The organism is Clostridium sp. CM028 (genome assembly GCF_030585565.1).
In the GTDB taxonomy this organism is placed as follows: Bacteria; Bacillota; Clostridia; order Clostridiales; family Clostridiaceae; genus Clostridium_AD; species Clostridium_AD estertheticum_B.
Genome location: NZ_CP077767.1, coordinates 38,064 through 54,939, shown reverse-complemented (window position 1 = coordinate 54,939; position 16,876 = coordinate 38,064). Strand labels below are relative to the sequence as shown.

The following is a 16,876-nucleotide window of genomic DNA, read 5'->3' as shown; positions in this document are numbered from 1 at the left end:
GTGGAAATTTGCCCCAACGATGCCTGTGTGGTTTAGTTTTGGTATTATTACTGTTTCATATGTTATGGGTATAGGGTATATGTGTAAAAAGAAAATATTTGGTAAAGTTGTTATTATTGGTTTTCTAGGTTTAATCATGGCTCAGTTAATAGGTAAGGGAATTAATTATTTCACTGGATGGAGCGAACTGCAAAATATTAATTCTATGAATTTAAATGGTTTAGTGAATAAAATGATATTTACACAGTGGCATATTCCTAATCATGGCATGTCAAGGGTTGCTGGTACATTAATTCTATCTATAGTTTATGCATGGCTTGCATTAAAATACACTTTTTTTGCACCTTTGATAATGCACTATATTTTTGATTCAATCATAGTAATTAGTATGGGAAATATGAATGGTATATCCCAAAATGAAGTTTTTTGGTTATCACATAATTGTGGAATACTTAATACCTCTTTTACTATAGGAATCATAGTATTACTAATATATATAGTTTTTATTTTTATTTCGAATATGCGAAAAATTAGAAACTTAGATAAAATGAATTATAGTTCATAAAATAAATTTTCATATTTGAAGCGTTTTGATTAACTTTTTTTTGCAACGCAACTTTTATATATTGTTCAACAACTAAAGTCACGTATTGGAATCAATATCCAGCATGTGGCCGGTTTTTACACGTATGTCGGCTGTACCCGTACTCCGAGTAGCTTATGATGTCCGAATGAAAGATATTTAAAATAGTTCACGTGCATAGAAAAATTCAGATATGATAATTAAGAGGTGATGCTACATTATTTAGTGGAACATCACTTTAGCGACATTTCAGAAGGAAAGTCTCCAACTTCTATAAGTAGGAGTTACTTGCCCTAACAGATAGAAAACTTCAGCGGGGGTACTTGGTAACGGTCACGTAACCACAGACGTGTCTTTATATGATCACGGTCACGTCTACGTGAACGTTACCGTGACCGTATATTTATAGTTCTTTTCAATGATTACCTGAAATGTCGTTAAAATAACATTTTATAACCAGAGCATTACTTCATCCCAACTTATTTGTTCACGACCTTCATAAGCATATCCATAGCCATTCTAAATATCTCCGATTCTTTTATTCTTTTTCCTTTGTTTTTCTTTGTCAGTTGTTTTGACAAATCCTTTACGAAATCCGCTTGATCTTTTCTTAAATAAGCTACACATCTTACAAATTGTTCATTGCTGCTAAGTAATGAATCTAGCACCGAGTCAGTGCAAGTCGCCGTAATCGGTTCTGTATCCGTACTTTTCGATGTGTACGTTCACGTATTTACATCCGTAGAATTATTAGGGTTTTCAATGCTTTAACCGTCAATTGTACTTGTAAAAAATGCATCTACACCTTGTCCTTTTTTACACTTTGTGTTTGCATTTAATTTACTTTACTCTTCTACTATTATGGTGTATTGACAGAAACAATATAATACATGAAACTGCTGCAAAGAATATAAATGACTGAATATATGGCACAAAATTATAACTACCCGCTTTCCAAAAATCTATAAATTCTCCACTTATATAAGTGGTTGGTAAAGTATATGCCACAGCCTTTACTCCATCTGGGAAATCTTTTGATTGCACACCGAACATTCCACTTAAAACCATTATTGCAAAATATAACGACATAGTTATGGAATTAGTTGGCCCAAACTTTTTAAAAAATAATGCTATTCCATGAGCTAGTATAAACAAAAATGTAGATAATAAATATAAGGAACCTATTAAAATAAGTGCGGAGCTTAAAGCTGGGATCTGCACTTTTAACACAGAGCAAACTACTACTGTATACAAAATCAATGACAAGGTTATAAAAATTAAATTAGCACATATTTTAGACATCAATGCAGTTTTCTCACTATAGCCAAACAAACGGAAACGTAAGGGTATATTTTTTTCCAGCTCCTGTGAAAATACAGCGGCATACCCTATAAGAATAGTTGCTAATGGAATAATTAAGCTGTCAGTGATAAATATATTTGTTATAAAAATATCTTTCATAGATTCTGGAACTTTACCTACCATTGCGGTTCCAAAGAATAATGTCATACCAATGGGAAAGAATACTCCGAAAATCATTGTAAATATATTCCCCATTAAATTTCTGAATTCATATTTTATTAAGCTCAAATTAAACAGCTTTGTATTCATCACTAGCCTCTCCCTCAAGTTCATTACCAAATCTTGCTTTAGCATTAATAGACATTATTTCAATATCATTGTTGCTTCTTTTAAAGTTTATATTTTCATCTATTAATACCTTTACTATTTCTAATTCCTTATTCTCGCATTTGCAAGAGATAGCTATTAAATGCTTCGGTGATACTATTTTTGTAAAGCGCCTCGTCAATTCTTCGTTTCTTTTATTATTTTCAATGGTTATTGTTGATTTCCCACAGTATTTTTGGAAAAGATCTTCCTTACTGCCAAAGTCAACTACTTGCCCCTTGTCTAAAATCAATATCTTATTTGCTAGTTTGTCTAACTCTTCATAATAATGAGATACAATGCAAATGGTGGCACTTTTATTCTCATACCACTCAGTTATTTTACTCATTAATTGCTGGCGGGTTTCAAAATCTAGCCCTGAAGTAACTTCATCAAAGAATACCAAAGGAGCATCTTGAATTAAAACTAATATTATTGTTAAACGCTGCTTTTGTCCTCCTGATAGTGTACTAAATTTTTTATTAAGACACTGCTCAAAATTAAAGAAGCTAATTAGTTCCTGTAGCACCTTATTACTCTTTATCTTTGTATTCAAAATAGCCTCAATTATATGTTTAATCGCCATGGTATCCACATAATTATTTTCCTGCATATGCGCCGACATTTCTTCTGGCTTTAAACTGGTGTGAATTGTGCCATTATAATTTGTAAGCCCTAAGATTGATTTAACTAGGGTAGACTTTCCTGCTCCATTTGAGCCTATTATTCCTATGCGATCACCAATTTCAAAGGTTATTGGTGATTTTATTGACAATGCAATTTGCTTGCCATATCTTACCTCTAAATTTTTTATAGTTACCATAAATTCTCCCCCTATTTAACTACATTTCAGCACCGCAGGTGATGATTTAACGATTTATTATAGTTAAATTATACCAAGCCACTATGAATTTCATATGAAGATTGTATGTGAATATTATGGTAATTACATAAATCAATATGAAGAATACAGCTTTTTATTTTATCGTTTTATAATCCTTAGTATTTGCAAAAAGCACGCTACCTTCTACCCCATCATTAATATTTCTAACATCTACCTGATAGTTTAATAGATTTGCATAATAGGCTACAATATAAAGACCTAGGCCATGCCCCCTATTTTCACTATTACCTGAAACAAATGGATCAAATATGTGTGGTAATAATTCTTCCTCTATAAATGCTCCATAATTAATAATAGTTAATGATTTCTGCGTTAATGTTATTTTTATATGCCCCTCTTTTGATGTATAGGTTATAGCGTTATTTATTAGATTGTCTATTATTTTAAAAATAAGCTTCCTATCTGTATTTATATTCGTGAAGTTAATTTCCTTTTCTATATTAAGCTGCTTTGATTTCACTTGCACCTCATGGCACGCAAGGCTTTCATTAATTATTTCAATAATATTTATGTTTTCTCTTTTGATAGCTTCAATACTATTGTTAAGATTTAAAATATCATCTATTATTTTTCTCATGGATTGTAATTGAAGCTTTACCTTTGGTAAATGCTCTTTTGTATCCTTGTATTTTCCTATTTCGTTTATCATACCCTCTATCAGCAGTAGTGCTGCTGCAACTGGAGTTTTTAGTTGGTGGGAGGATGCGCGAATAAATACCTCTTGCCTTTTATTTTGGCCCGATAAATAGCTGTTCTTTTTTTCTAGCTCTTTAAAATTTTCATTTAATTTTAGATATAAATCATTAAGTGTCTCACCTAAAACTGCAATTTCATCTCGTCCTTCTATTTTCATTAGTTCAACGTCCCTATTGGTATTGTCTTTCATAAACACAGCATGATTTACCAGTTTTTCTATTGGAAGCACAATTTTTCTTGAAAACAAAATCGTTGATACCAATATTAATAAAAGAGCTGTGGCAATAATCATGGGTAGACTTTGAAGGATTATTGGACGTATCTCTCCTATTTTAGGATTCATTGCTGAAAATACCGATACAATAATATCACTATTATTAATACTCATAGCCATATAGTTAGTGTAATAATTATTTCCATCAGATACGTTGGTTTCATAAATAACCGTATTATCATCTACTACATTAAACTTTGATGATGTTGCTTTATAAATATTCTTATAATCATTTCCTAAAAACTCAAAAGTTATGGGCAAATTATCCTTAAATAACTTATTCTTAAAAACATCCCCTATACTTCTTGTAAAATCAAAATCATCTTTATCTATATTTTCCATTTCGTCCCTGTGAGCACCATAGTATCTTACTTTTTCAATAACCTTCAATATACCATTATCATTAATAGTGACTTTTATAGAACACATTTTATTTGCGATAAAAACTTCATTACCAGTGGTTGGTATTTTAATAGTTGCTGTTCCTGCTGGGTTACTTGAGGATATATTTTTATAATTTCCATCATTTATATAGCTTTTTTGTATTGATTTTATTGATTTAAAATTACTCTTTTTCATATAATCCACATATAATGAAGGAAGCATTAGGACAAAATAAGCTATCATTAAGGTTACGATTGTCCCTGATATAATTGCACTATACACAAAGGTCTTCTTTGATAAGTTCAAAAGACTCCCTCCGTATCAAACTTATAACCTACACCAGTTACTGTTTTTATGTATTTTTTAGGCAGCTTTTTTCTCGTGTTTTTCACATGTGCATCTATTACTCTGTCGTTTCCAAAATATTCCTCATTGAAAATTTTCATTATTAATTGTTCACGAGTAAATACTCGATTTGGTTCTTTCGCAAGCGTTTGTAAAAGTAAAAATTCACTTAATGTTAAATGCAAAGATTGATTGTCGTAGTAAGCCTCATATGCTTCATCATTTATATATAAGCCTTTTACTTCTGAAATCTTTGTGCTACTACCCCTGGTCCTACGCAATATTGTTTCTATACGTTTAAGTAATAACAAGGGGGAAAATGGCTTTACTACATAATCATCAGCATAAAGATTAAAGGCTTTTAACTGTGTTTGTTCGTCTTCAAGGGCAGTTAGCATTATTGTAGCCATTTGGGGATTTGTTTTCTTTATATGTTCAAGAACAACTAGCCCACTTACCTTGGGTACCATTATGTCGAGTATTGCTAAATCAAAATAATTGCTTTTTAAAAAATCTAAAGCCTCTTCTCCATCCTTTGCACAAACTACTTCGTAATTCTGCATTTTCATATATTCTGTTGTTACCTCTGATATAGTGGGTTCATCCTCTAAAAATAAAATTTTTAGCATATTGTCATCTTCCTTCTTCGAAAAAATTTTAACTATCACATTAATTTTAATAAGAGGCTATTGGAAATTGTAAAAAGATTAAATATACAGTAATATATACGTGCCCATAACCAGGCTTGTGTGAGTTAACGTAGTCGGTTCTGTATCCGTTCTCGGTGACGTTACCGTGAACGTGCCCGTACAGTTATAACTTTATTTATATTGTTAGGGACTAAAGTAAAAAGTTTATATTATAAGAAATTCATAAAAAAAACATAAAATAAATCTAAAGTTTTGTACTGTTAATAAGTACAAAACTTTAGATTTATTAATAATATCGAAGCTCTGAAAGCAATGATTTAATTTAAAATAGCATTTTATCTTCCAGAGACTTACTTCATCCCAACTTATTTGTTCACGACCTTCATAAGCATATCCATAGCCATTCTAAATATCTCCGATTCTTTTATTCTTTTTCCTTTGTTTTTCTTTGTCAGTTGTTTTGACAAATCCTTTACGAAAGCCGCTTGATCTTTTCTTAAATAAGCTACACATCTTACAAATTGTTCATTGCTACTAAGTAATGAATCTAGCACCGAGTCCGTACCTGAAACTGGGTTCGTATTCAGTGCTGTGTCTGTGCTTGGCGACGTGACCGTGAACGTACCCGTGGACGTGTCCGTGAATGTATTTACATTTGTACAATTATCAGGCTTTTCAATGCTTTCACCGTCAATTGTACTTGTGAAAAATGCATCCACACCTTGTCCTTTTTTTACTCCTTGTGTTTGCATTGCATTTACTTTTTTCATCTTATCAGCTAGACTTACTTTTCGACTTCCCATGCTATAACCTCCTTAGCTAATTCTTGATAGGAAACAGATCCTTCAAATTTTCGATCATAGGTCATAATGGGTTGTCCTGCGAGCACCGCATCTGGAAATTTTATTGATTTTTTTATCATGGAATGAAAAACAGGATAGCTTTTTCGCAGTTCTTCAACTACATCTTTGTGGTGTGTTGTTCTGCTATCATATAAAGTTATTAATATTGCCATTAAGGCAAGTTTTTTGTTTAGTTTTTTAACCTTAGCCATTGTTTTTTCAAGCAAATTAAATCCACGTAATGCAAGATACTCAGGTGCCATAGGTACAATTACAACATCACAGGCAACTAATGCATTAATAGTTAGTAATCCAAGTGAAGGGGGGCAATCGATTAATACATAGTCGAAATCTTCTCTTACTGGGTCAAGTGCCTCGCGAAGTTTAAATTCGCGCCCTACTTCAGATACAAGCTCCATTTCTGCTGCAGAAAGATCTATAGTGGATGGTACGAAGTAGAGAAGTTCATTAAATAAAATTAGTTTTTTTATATCCATATCATCAATCAATGCATTGTAAATTGTTTTTTCTAAATTCTCCGGCTCAAGACCTATTGAAATTGTTAAACTAGCTTGTGGATCTAGGTCAATCATTAATACTTTCTTGCCAAGCTGAGTAAGTGCTACTCCTAAATTTAATGTGGACGTAGTCTTACCAACTCCACCTTTTTGATTACTCACTGCGATAATTTGTGCCATCATATATTACCTCCTTCTACTTCCTTTTTTATACCTTCTTTAATATATGTAACCACTTGTGCTGACCTGCTCCGTTCACTCTTTTTTGCCAATTCTTTCAGTTGTTTTTCCAGTTCTATACTTAAAACGACAGGTACAATAACATGAGTTTCTTTATTTATTGCCATTGTAGCACCTCCAATTAGCGTTAGTATATCATGGTTATTAACTGTTAACAACTATAATTTAAAGAGTAAAATACTATTAAATCATCTCCTGGGTCGCTGCAACAGCTTCGAAGAAGCTAAATAGAAAACTTCAGAAGGAGATTTTATACTACTGCTGAAGTTTTCTCTTTGTTAGGGTATGACCACTTTATAGTTTTCTAGATATATATTAACAACTTCATAGCATAAAAATAAGTTCTGGGATACACCTAAGCTGAGGTTAGTTAAGGCTAGTTAAGAATTTAATTAAGATTTAACTAAATTTAATTAAGCAGTTAATTATGTAGTAAAAGAACCATAAAGCAATCACAGGCATTTAAATTGGGTATAAAAAAAACATCATAAGTCTTAATGATATAAATGTTTCAAATACTGTAAATGAAAATAAAAGTGTAAACATTAAGAATCAAGGTGTTATAACCATTGCAAAGAAAAAAAATGAAGAAGATAAACTAACTTATTATGTGCGAGAAAGTCAGAATAAAAATCTTAATAAATTAGCTGAAATGACTGGTAAAGGGAAAAATGAAATTTTAAGAGAATTGCTTGATTCTGCTTTAAGTATGATTAAAGTGGTTGAAGAATAAAAAGGATCTATAGGGGTAGCGCCATCATTTCCGAAATGTTGGCGCTACCCCAGTATAATAATACATTCATTGTAGATTACCAAAAAAGCCACAGTAAAAATACTGTGGCTTTTTTGGCTCCATATAACATCTTATTATATTGTATGGGGGTTATTAAACGCCGTGAAATTTTGGTTCCACGGCATTGTATCTTTGAAATATATTTTTAAAGGATTGCAGATCTATAATATAGAATAAGATAATTAAGCAAGTAACGAATAAAGGGGATAAAATATGAAAAAGAATAAATTATTTGCATTAATAAATTTTTTGAGTATTGTCTTAACATTTTTTATAGGATTTGAGGTTATCAAACTAAAAAATAATTTAATTAATTATATTATACTTGCAATAATAAATGGATGTTTAATGTACTTATGCCAGAAACTATTGGATAATAAAAATTAATTCATAACCTTCTAATATGTCGACACAAGTAAACCCATATCATTAGATATAGGTTTACTCTATTAAGCTAGTATTGATATTCTGAAAGTAACACAATACCAATTGAGTTACTTTCACATTGAGGCTACTACTGATTTTTTAAATTGTAAATATACTTAATTTATGGTAATTATGTTATAGTTAAACATATATTTTATGACGAACTTGTAGATTATTGCGTCTTAGATAATAAAATAATAATTAATCATATTGGAGGAGGTACAATGGGAAAAGTGAGAGGTAGTTGGAGTAAAACACAAACAGATGAAAAAGTGCTGTCTGTACTTAGCAATATTTGTTCTATAAGCATAATAATATTTGTATGTACGCATATTTTAGGTGTTTGGAAAATTGAAACAGATGTATTTGTGCCATTGTTGGGTGTGTCAATGTTAATTCAAGCCATTCAGTATTGGAAGAAAAATAAAGAGGTTGCTAAAGGTCATTTATTGGCTGCGATACTTGCTTTGGTGTTTTCAATTTTTGAATTTGTAATAAAATAAACTCAAATTTGTAAAATGGATTGGATTAGCGAAAGTAACACAAATGTAATTGAGTTGCTTTCACATTGAGGATATTGCCTATTCCTTAAAAATTTCATTTTGAATGTAACATAACGTATTGACTCTTTACTTTGAATGTATTACAAATCAGTCTTAATATAATAATAAGACTTCGCAGTCAAAGGCTGGTCCACATCCGATTTTCTCCTTCATTCTTCATACGAAAACCTGATGTGACACAAGCTCTTTCACTGCTCTAGGTCCCAAATGAAGCTTTGTACAATCTTACTCACTGCCTAAAAGTAACCTAATCTACTAAAGTCCTAAGCATTCATATTTCTATGTAGTCTTAGTTGCAGTCAGTAAACTAGCCCAAAGCAAATAAAATACTCCACCTTCCCCCGAGATGATTTACCGAAAAGGCGATATTATTCATAGAAGGTTCCAAAAAGCATTCCATTTCTTCACTTGCAAAGCGCTCGTAAGTGGAATCTTTATCGACCCATTAAAATCTTGAAAGTATCTGTACTGTTAACAATAATATACACGTGACCGTTAACGTGAACGTAACCGTGAACGTACACGTGTCCTCGTATGTATCTATATCTGTAGAATCATCAGTGTTTTCAATGATATGGCCATGATTGAAGAAATTTAGTTCCTTACGAGTGACCTTAATAAGGCGTTAGAGGGCACTTTAGAATTTAGCAAGGATTTATATGCATCTTACCCGAAAGTGAAATTAGAAGTCAAACTAGACAAGCAGAAAAGGCATGGGGCAAAGAAATTAAAACAAAAGGATGTTTTCACTATCAAAAGGTTATATTTAAAAATTCAACGACATTTCAGAAGGAAAGTCTTTCATTTCTGTAAGTAGGTAACTCGCACTAACAAATAAAAAACTTCAGTGGGGGATAACAATTGAGAATTGTTATCTATTCCAGATATTCACAAAGGGGTAAATATCCTTCTGAAGTCATTGATATTGCAGCGACCCAGGAGATAATTTAACAGAATTTATCTAAGTATAACCTTTTGATAGTGAGCTTCTTAATTTATTGGAAATAAAGAGAACAAAACCATATTTCATTTTATAAATATGCGTATCAAAATCACTATTAGGTCTGTTAATTAATTCGATAAATCTATTAAATATATATAAAACAACAACCTCATATCTTGTTGTTGTTTTATATATATTTAATAACAACAGTTTTAAATACTTTTACGCATACCTCTAGGCACTGATACAACTGGGGTTGATCACCCCAACTATAACCAAATGATAGTGAAGGGTAACCAAATGATAGTGAAATGGCATTTAAGTATAACTAAAAGATAGTGAACTATAACCTTTTGATAGTGAACTATAACCAAAAGATAGTGAAGTATAACTTGTTTTTTTTTGGTTATTGATAATTTTTTAAAAAAGGATTATTATTCTTAGGGGGCGGTGTTCTAAGATGGCAAATGAACTAAAAAATGTAAACAATAATTGGGTATATCAAAGTAACAGACTTGTTGAATCCTCCTACACTTTAACGGTGGTAGAACAAAAATTAATAAGACTACTTGCAAGTATGATAAATAAAGATGACGATGATATTAAAGAATATGAGTTTAAGACTAAGGATTTAATTAAGGTATTAAATACTAGTGATAGTAGATTCTATAGGGATATTGATAGTATTACAGATTTACTTATGCAAAGAATTATTAAAATAAAAAATGTAGATACTTCTGAATTTATAAAATATCATTGGGTAGACACTGCTAAATATGTAAACGGCATATTAAAACTTAAAATAAATAAAGACTTAAAACCATTTTATCTAGGACTCGATTGCTATACAAAATATCAGTTGAGAAATATAATGCAATTTAAAAGTACTTATTCTTTTAGATTATATGAACTTTTTAAACAATATGAGGGTATAGGTCATAGAATAATAACTATAGAGGGTTTAAGAGATTCATTAAATATTAACAAGAATCAGTACCCCAAATATGCTAATTTAAAACAAAAAGTAATCAATGTGGCAGTAAAAGAAATTAATGCAAATACTGATTTGCTTGTTGATTATACTGAGATAAAACAAGTTAGAAAAATTGTAAGCATTCAATTTTCAATCATAAAAAAAGATAAGGCTCGAAGTGAAATTGCTGCAACCTGCGTTGTTCCCATTTTTTTTAATGATAATAACATAAAGTTAGTAAGGCAAGTTATAAGTCAGGAAATTACAGAGTTAGAAGCCGAGAGAATACTTGATGCTGCCAATTTGGATATTGAGAAAATAAAAGAGAAGTATAATATTATAAGTCAATTAAGCACAGTAAATAACGTAGTTGGGGCTATGATAACAGCATTAAAAGAGAATTGGACAGCTACAAGCAAATCAAAAGTAAGTATCTTTAATGACTATGAGCAAAGAGATTACAACTTTGATGAATTGGAGAAGAAATTATTAGGTTGGGGATAAGGCTAATATGTAGATAATATTTTAAAGCACATACAAGCCGATTTAAACTCGATTGGCATGAGATACATAGAAAAGCACATATTAGTTTTAAAGTTGGAAACAGTGCATTTAAGAGTGTTTTAAGGGCGTATATCAATTGTGGGATCTATAGGGATAGTATACGCAAAAATGAGATTTCGCACGTTAAGGAAATTACAACCACATAAATGTAAATATGTTACTCGTTAAGTAACGGCAATAATAGTATTTTTTAATAAATGTTTTGTGACGCAGCGGTATAATAAAGTGTAGCAACAGTGATATAAAATAAAGATAATTAATAGAGGATGGTGGATTCGAAAACGAAAAAAATATGTAATCAATGCCAGACTGAAATGATAGAGAATTGCAAAGTTGAATCTTTTGGTGGAATTACAATTTCAAAAAAAGGCAAATTTTTTTTGAATACTACGTATGGTACACCCAAAGCAGCGGTTTGTCCTAATTGTGGCTGTGTAATTTTTTATATTGATAACTATAAAGACGTTGTTAAGTAACCACATATAATGGTGGAAATTTTGGAGTGATGTTAATTCGCATCTTTTTAATATTTCGTCTCAACTAACCCCATATCTAATGATATGGGGTTACTTTATTAAGCTCGTATTGATATTCTGAATGTAACACAATACCAATTGAGTTGCTTTCAACTTGAGGCTATTGACCATTTTAAAAGAATTGTAAATATACTTAATTTATGGTGATTATGTTATAGTTAAATATGTATTTTATGATGAACTTGTAGATTATTGCGTTTTAGATAATAAAATAATAATTAATCGTATTGGAGGAGGTACAATGGGAAAAGTGAGAGGTAGCTGGAGTAAAAAACAATGGAGTAAAAAACAAACAGATCAAAAAGTGCTGTCTGTACTTAGCAATATTTGTTCTATAAGCATAATAATATTTGCATGTACGCAGATTTTAGGTATTTGGAAAATTGAAACAAATGTATTTGAGCCATTGGTGGGTGTGTCAATGTTAATTCAAGCCATTCAGAATTGGAAGAAAAATAAAGAGGTTGCTAAAGTTAGTTTATTTGCTGCGATACTTGCTTTGGGGGTTTCAATTTTTAAATTTGTAATAAAATAAACTCAAATTTGTAAAATGGATTGGATTAGCGAAAGTAACGCAATAGTAATTGAGTTACTTTCACATTGAGGCTATTGCCTATTTCTTTAAAATTTCAATTTGAATGTAACATAACGTGTTGACTCTTTACTTTGAATGTATTACAAATCAGTCTTAATATAATAATAAGACTTCGCAGTCAAAGGCTGGCCCACATCAAATTCTCTCCTTCATACTTCATACGAAAACCTGATGTGGCACAAGCTCTTTCACTGCTCTAGGTCCATAAGGAGGCTTTGGACGATCTTACTCACTGTCTAGAAGTAACCTAGTCTATTAAAGTAACTAAGCATTAATCTTTCTATTTAATCTTAGCTGCAGTCAGTAAACTAGCCCAAAGCAAATAAAATAATCCCCCTTCCCCCAGGGGTAACAAATCCTGCTGCAGTGCATCAGGATTTGTTTTTATTAACCATACTAATGTTAAAAAATTTCTACATAACCTAGAGATAAAACCTCGCTTTGCTCGGGTGGAAAATGGACAGGTTTTTCACCTCAGCCTGTCAGAGCAGTGACTATATCCCGAGAATTTAGAGTTTCAAAAAAATAAGTTTATAGTAGAGGTCAGAAACTCGTCCATTTTTCACATCAAATAGACAGGCTTACCCGCCACTTCGTCCTTCAGTAGCTGGGCTAGTCCATTTGCCAGCATCCTACAGGTTTTAAAAAAGTAGTTAGTTTTTATAGTTACTTTTTGGAGACTAATATTGATGATATTATATGTATTTTATGAAACCTTATTATAATAATGGATTACTATTAGTATTGATACTTCTAGTATAGGAAGTTTGGAAGGACAAGTTTTCGGCACGTATACCGTCACCCCAAAAAGAACAAGCTTCAACATAAGAATCTCTAAGCTTCTCATTGTTTTCGTCCCTCAACCACTTGGAAACTAAGAGCTTCTAATGATAAAGCTGGTCCTTTTTTTGGTACCCGACGGCGTGCATTGATTCTAATTAAAGCATCTTCTATGAAGCTGATTAAATTATCCTTAATTTAATCATTCTATATAAACAACCAAAAAAACCTTAGATCTACGCAGCCCTGTAGGTAATGCTCGCTCCAGCCACCACCACCGCGACTTTTAGGACATTTCAGAAGGAAAGTCTCCCATTTCTACAAGTGGAGGTTAACTACCCTAACAAAAATAAAACTTCGGTGGAAGTATATGTTTTCTTCTGAAGTCGTCAATGTAGCTCCGCAGGAGATGATTTACCGAAAGTGCATTATTATTCACAGAAGGTTCCAAAGAGCATAAACAAGCATTCCAGGCGACTTCAATTGATATGAAGACTCGTGGCTCGATAAATTTCTAATACGAAATTTAACGACCCACTAGAATCTAAAATTTTGACAAGTTAGAACCTCCTACGCATATATAGTTTAACGACATTTCAGGAGGGAAGTCTCCCACTTCTACAAGTGGGAGTACCTACTATAAGTAGGAGTTACTTGCCCTAACAAATAGAAAACTTCAGTGGGAGTATAAATCTCCTTCTGAAGTCGTTAATTTATCTTCTACGAAGATATTGCAGCTCCGCAGGAGATGATTTAATCATACCGTTTAATCTAAATACGTACACCGCAGGTGGACAAGCCCAGGGCTTGTCCACCTTGAACAAGTTGTGATGAACCCACAACTAGCACAAGGTGGCTAGGACTACGATTTCTAAGGGTTAGATACTTATTAAATTTTATTTAATAAACTGATTTTTTAGTAATACATTTATGATAAAATTAAAAGTATACTAGAGTAGTTTAAAAGTAAACCTAGATAATGAGGGGTAGGAAGATGAGTAATCCAAAAAAAATAGACTTGCCAATAAAAGAATTAAAAAAAATTACTTTGGCGATAAATGAAAATACAATAGCTAATAAAAGTAGAAGTAAAGAAGATAAAATTACAACAGATAAATTTATAAAACAGTTTGGAATAAATAGAAAAAACTTTTCAGAAACAATTAAGGATACAAATATAAAATATAATAAATCAACTTTTTTTTACGATATTGGAATTAATGAAAAAGTAAACGTTCTAAATACAAAAGTAAACCTAGAAGAAGTAAACAAAAGTAGTGAAAAAATAAACTATAGTAAACCATTGAAAAATCAAGAGGTATACCGAGAAACTACTGGAAGTAATCTAAAAGAAACTAAAAGAATACCAATGAACACTTTTGGGCTACCATCTGAATTTAAAGAGATTTTATCTTTAACAGGGGATCTGAAAGAGATGTTAGGTTGGTATAGAAAACAAACTAACACAAACATAATTGAGCTCCCAGAGCTTAATATAAACAACCCTAAATTAAGTGGAGAAGTAGTTACTAGAAGTTTCAAAATGTATAAAGAAATAGCAGAAGAATTTTCAAAGTTTGCGGAAAATAAAAAGGAAACACAGAAAGATCTTATTTCACTAGCATTAGTGGAGTTTATAAATAAATATAAACGATAATTTGATAGGAGATGTTTACATATTATAAAAATTTGAAATTATAGGTAATTCATAGTAGAATTAAAACATATAAAATTACAAAAAACAAAATAATAATACAATTATTTACAGACGAAAAGTAATCAGGGTTTATATATATGCAAAAAATAAAATAACTCTTGAATATCAAAAGTTTGGCGACTTCATTCAAGAGTTTTCATAAAACCGATATCTTCCCCAAATAAGAGAATTATATCTTTAAATATTTTATTTTATTTATATATTTAGTTTAATATAATTGGTTACAATAGTCAATATGTGTGTAGATTAAATAAAGTAATTAATAGGTATAATTCGGCACTCTTTATTTGGGTTACAAAAGAATAGGAGGGCTTTTTTATGCTGGCAGAAAAAAGATATATTGATGATTTAAGTGAGATTATAAGAAACTTAGCTATAGTGCCAGTAGAAACGGTGGTTAATAGTACTCGTTTATCACAGGCACAAATGCAAATAGAACTTTTACATAAAAAGGATGATGGATACATAACCATAGCCGTTAAAAAAGATAGTACCTGGATACAGCATCACTATAAAGTGGACGAGCTTAAAGAAAATATAGGCAAGGTTATAGGTATAAATGATGCAAATATATATTTAAGCCCCAATAGTTTTTATAAACCTATAAGACGTATAGAAAACATAAGGAAATTAAATTCACTATTTATAGATTTGGATTATTACACATTAAAAGAATACAAAGGGTTAAGTTCAGAACAAATTATATGGCTACTGGAGAAGGATTATTTTAAGAAGTCGGTTCCACCACCTAGTTTTATAGTTATTTCAGGTCAAGGGATAGTTATTTATTGGCTTATAGAGCCAGTACCATATATGGCTCTTCCTCTTTGGAACGCAGTGCAAAAATTCTTTTTAGAGAAGCTAAAAGAAATAGGTGCTGATTCTAAATCAATTGATGCAGCAAGAGTATCTAGACTAACCGGTACTACCAATCAAAAAAATGGACGAGCTACAGAGTTAGTAGTTTTTAATGAAGAGAGATATTCGCTTAGAGGTATTCAAGAGAATTATCTTCCAGAGCTAAATGACTATGTTAAAAATCCAAGTGTAAAAAAACGTGGAAGAAAATCAAAGGTTGTAAAATTATTCAATATTTATAGTCTTCACCATGCAAGACTTACAGACTTAGTCGCGATTCAGAACTTTAGAAAAGGATACTGTAGAGATGAAAAAGGAGAACTAGTAGAAAAAAGTCAAAGAGAGCTTATGTGCTTTTTATATAGATACTGGGCCTGTTGCTTTACGAGTGAGATTAATAAGGCACTGGAGGACACTTTAGAATTTAATAAGGGATTTACATGCCCTTTGCCTGAAAGCGAAGTTAGAAGTCAAACTAGACAAGCAGAAAAGGCATATAAGGAGTGGTTAGAGAATGAATTTGATTCTCGTCCAAAGGAAGATGCTGAGCAACTAAAAATTGATTTTGAAGAGGACGCAGTTAAAATGAAAAATAGAACTGGATATAAATATAAGGGTTATAACTATAAAAATACAACACTTATAGGTCTTTTGAACATTATAGAAGACGAAATGAGACTTCTTAAGACTATTATTAATACGAAAGAAGTTAAGAGAAGAGATAATGTGTATCAAAAGGGTAAGCGACGGGATGAAGAGGGATTAACTAAAAGAGAGAAAGCTAAAATAGAAAAAATAAAGGCTATAAAAGAACTTAAAGCAAAAGGATTAACATGCAGGGAGATAGCAGCCAAAATGAAGGTCAATTTAAGTACGGTGAGTAGGTATTTAAAGGTATAAATTCCAATTATTTTGTATGCATGAAACGTCGGATAATATTATGGGTGTAACCTGGCTCCCTTTTTTATTTTGTTGACTTTTATGTTCTATTATTGTACTCCAGTTAGGGGTGTTAATAATATCT

At 31.3% G+C, this 16,876-nt stretch carries 15 protein-coding genes; 7 read left to right on the top strand and 8 right to left on the bottom strand.

Features of this window, described 5'->3' with window-relative positions; all coding sequences use genetic code 11:
• Positions 1-79: 79 nt before the first annotated feature.
• Entirely contained in the window at positions 80-565 is a 486-nt protein-coding gene (locus KTC94_RS17400) for a CPBP family glutamic-type intramembrane protease (RefSeq protein WP_220320398.1), read from the top strand.
• A 497-nt stretch (positions 566-1,062) separates the two neighbouring features.
• On the opposite strand, the gene KTC94_RS17395 is transcribed toward KTC94_RS17400, so the two are convergent.
• From KTC94_RS17395 to KTC94_RS17360, 8 genes are all read right to left on the bottom strand, one after another.
• Positions 1,063-1,251 (bottom strand): hypothetical protein, encoded by a 189-nt coding sequence (locus KTC94_RS17395; protein WP_220287312.1) that lies wholly within the window; start codon positions 1,249-1,251, stop codon positions 1,063-1,065.
• A 172-nt stretch (positions 1,252-1,423) separates the two neighbouring features.
• Positions 1,424-2,194, bottom strand: a complete 771-nt coding sequence (locus KTC94_RS17390; protein ID WP_220320399.1) for an ABC transporter permease — start codon at positions 2,192-2,194, stop codon at positions 1,424-1,426.
• A complete protein-coding gene (locus KTC94_RS17385; RefSeq protein ID WP_220287313.1) occupies positions 2,175-3,074 on the bottom strand; it encodes an ATP-binding cassette domain-containing protein in 900 nt (299 codons plus the stop codon). The genes KTC94_RS17390 and KTC94_RS17385 overlap by 20 nt, the downstream gene beginning before the upstream one ends.
• A 154-nt stretch (positions 3,075-3,228) precedes the next feature.
• The gene (locus KTC94_RS17380) at positions 3,229-4,815 is read right to left on the bottom strand and encodes a HAMP domain-containing sensor histidine kinase (protein WP_220287316.1); all 1,587 of its coding nucleotides are present in this window, start codon (positions 4,813-4,815) and stop codon (positions 3,229-3,231) included.
• Positions 4,812-5,483: a response regulator transcription factor gene (locus KTC94_RS17375; protein ID WP_220287318.1), complete on the bottom strand. Its 672-nt coding sequence runs from the start codon at positions 5,481-5,483 to the stop codon at positions 4,812-4,814. The genes KTC94_RS17380 and KTC94_RS17375 overlap by 4 nt, the downstream gene beginning before the upstream one ends.
• 386 nt (positions 5,484-5,869) lie before the next feature.
• On the bottom strand, positions 5,870-6,307 hold the full coding sequence (locus KTC94_RS17370) for a hypothetical protein (protein WP_220287320.1): 438 nt from the start codon (positions 6,305-6,307) through the stop codon (positions 5,870-5,872).
• Positions 6,289-7,047, bottom strand: coding sequence for a ParA family protein (locus tag KTC94_RS17365; protein ID WP_220287322.1), 759 nt, complete (start codon positions 7,045-7,047; stop codon positions 6,289-6,291). The genes KTC94_RS17370 and KTC94_RS17365 overlap by 19 nt, the downstream gene beginning before the upstream one ends.
• Positions 7,044-7,211: a hypothetical protein gene (locus KTC94_RS17360; protein WP_220287324.1), complete on the bottom strand. Its 168-nt coding sequence runs from the start codon at positions 7,209-7,211 to the stop codon at positions 7,044-7,046. The genes KTC94_RS17365 and KTC94_RS17360 overlap by 4 nt, the downstream gene beginning before the upstream one ends.
• Before the next feature lie 899 nt (positions 7,212-8,110).
• Here KTC94_RS17360 and KTC94_RS17355 point away from each other — a divergent pair.
• The 6 genes from KTC94_RS17355 (at position 8,111) to KTC94_RS17330 (ending at position 16,752) form a co-directional block, all read left to right on the top strand.
• Positions 8,111-8,284 carry a hypothetical protein gene (locus KTC94_RS17355; RefSeq protein ID WP_164947650.1) on the top strand — a complete coding sequence of 58 codons (174 nt, stop codon included), beginning with the start codon at positions 8,111-8,113 and terminating at the stop codon, positions 8,282-8,284.
• Positions 8,285-8,547: 263 nt separating this feature from the next.
• Positions 8,548-8,826: a hypothetical protein gene (locus KTC94_RS17350; protein WP_258280797.1), complete on the top strand. Its 279-nt coding sequence runs from the start codon at positions 8,548-8,550 to the stop codon at positions 8,824-8,826.
• A 1,463-nt stretch (positions 8,827-10,289) separates the two neighbouring features.
• Positions 10,290-11,306, top strand: coding sequence for a replication initiation protein (locus tag KTC94_RS17345; protein ID WP_220287326.1), 1,017 nt, complete (start codon positions 10,290-10,292; stop codon positions 11,304-11,306).
• An 837-nt stretch (positions 11,307-12,143) separates the two neighbouring features.
• Positions 12,144-12,437 carry a hypothetical protein gene (locus KTC94_RS17340; protein WP_220287330.1) on the top strand — a complete coding sequence of 98 codons (294 nt, stop codon included), beginning with the start codon at positions 12,144-12,146 and terminating at the stop codon, positions 12,435-12,437.
• A 1,834-nt stretch (positions 12,438-14,271) separates the two neighbouring features.
• Positions 14,272-14,934 (top strand): hypothetical protein, encoded by a 663-nt coding sequence (locus KTC94_RS17335; protein ID WP_220287332.1) that lies wholly within the window; start codon positions 14,272-14,274, stop codon positions 14,932-14,934.
• Positions 14,935-15,312: 378 nt separating this feature from the next.
• Entirely contained in the window at positions 15,313-16,752 is a 1,440-nt protein-coding gene (locus KTC94_RS17330; RefSeq protein ID WP_220287334.1) for a helix-turn-helix domain-containing protein, read from the top strand.
• Positions 16,753-16,876 lie beyond the last annotated feature (124 nt).

Coding starts and splice junctions, on each gene's coding strand:
- KTC94_RS17400 (WP_220320398.1), top strand. CDS start 80: ATGTGTAAAAAGAAAATATTTGGTAAAGTTGTTATTATTGGTTTTCTA.
- KTC94_RS17390 (WP_220320399.1), bottom strand. CDS start 2,194: ATGAATACAAAGCTGTTTAATTTGAGCTTAATAAAATATGAATTCAGA.
- KTC94_RS17385 (WP_220287313.1), bottom strand. CDS start 3,074: ATGGTAACTATAAAAAATTTAGAGGTAAGATATGGCAAGCAAATTGCA.
- KTC94_RS17375 (WP_220287318.1), bottom strand. CDS start 5,483: ATGCTAAAAATTTTATTTTTAGAGGATGAACCCACTATATCAGAGGTA.
- KTC94_RS17370 (WP_220287320.1), bottom strand. CDS start 6,307: ATGGGAAGTCGAAAAGTAAGTCTAGCTGATAAGATGAAAAAAGTAAAT.
- KTC94_RS17365 (WP_220287322.1), bottom strand. CDS start 7,047: ATGATGGCACAAATTATCGCAGTGAGTAATCAAAAAGGTGGAGTTGGT.
- KTC94_RS17360 (WP_220287324.1), bottom strand. CDS start 7,211: ATGGCAATAAATAAAGAAACTCATGTTATTGTACCTGTCGTTTTAAGT.
- KTC94_RS17355 (WP_164947650.1), top strand. CDS start 8,111: ATGAAAAAGAATAAATTATTTGCATTAATAAATTTTTTGAGTATTGTC.
- KTC94_RS17350 (WP_258280797.1), top strand. CDS start 8,548: ATGGGAAAAGTGAGAGGTAGTTGGAGTAAAACACAAACAGATGAAAAA.
- KTC94_RS17345 (WP_220287326.1), top strand. CDS start 10,290: ATGGCAAATGAACTAAAAAATGTAAACAATAATTGGGTATATCAAAGT.
- KTC94_RS17340 (WP_220287330.1), top strand. CDS start 12,144: ATGGGAAAAGTGAGAGGTAGCTGGAGTAAAAAACAATGGAGTAAAAAA.
- KTC94_RS17335 (WP_220287332.1), top strand. CDS start 14,272: ATGAGTAATCCAAAAAAAATAGACTTGCCAATAAAAGAATTAAAAAAA.
- KTC94_RS17330 (WP_220287334.1), top strand. CDS start 15,313: ATGCTGGCAGAAAAAAGATATATTGATGATTTAAGTGAGATTATAAGA.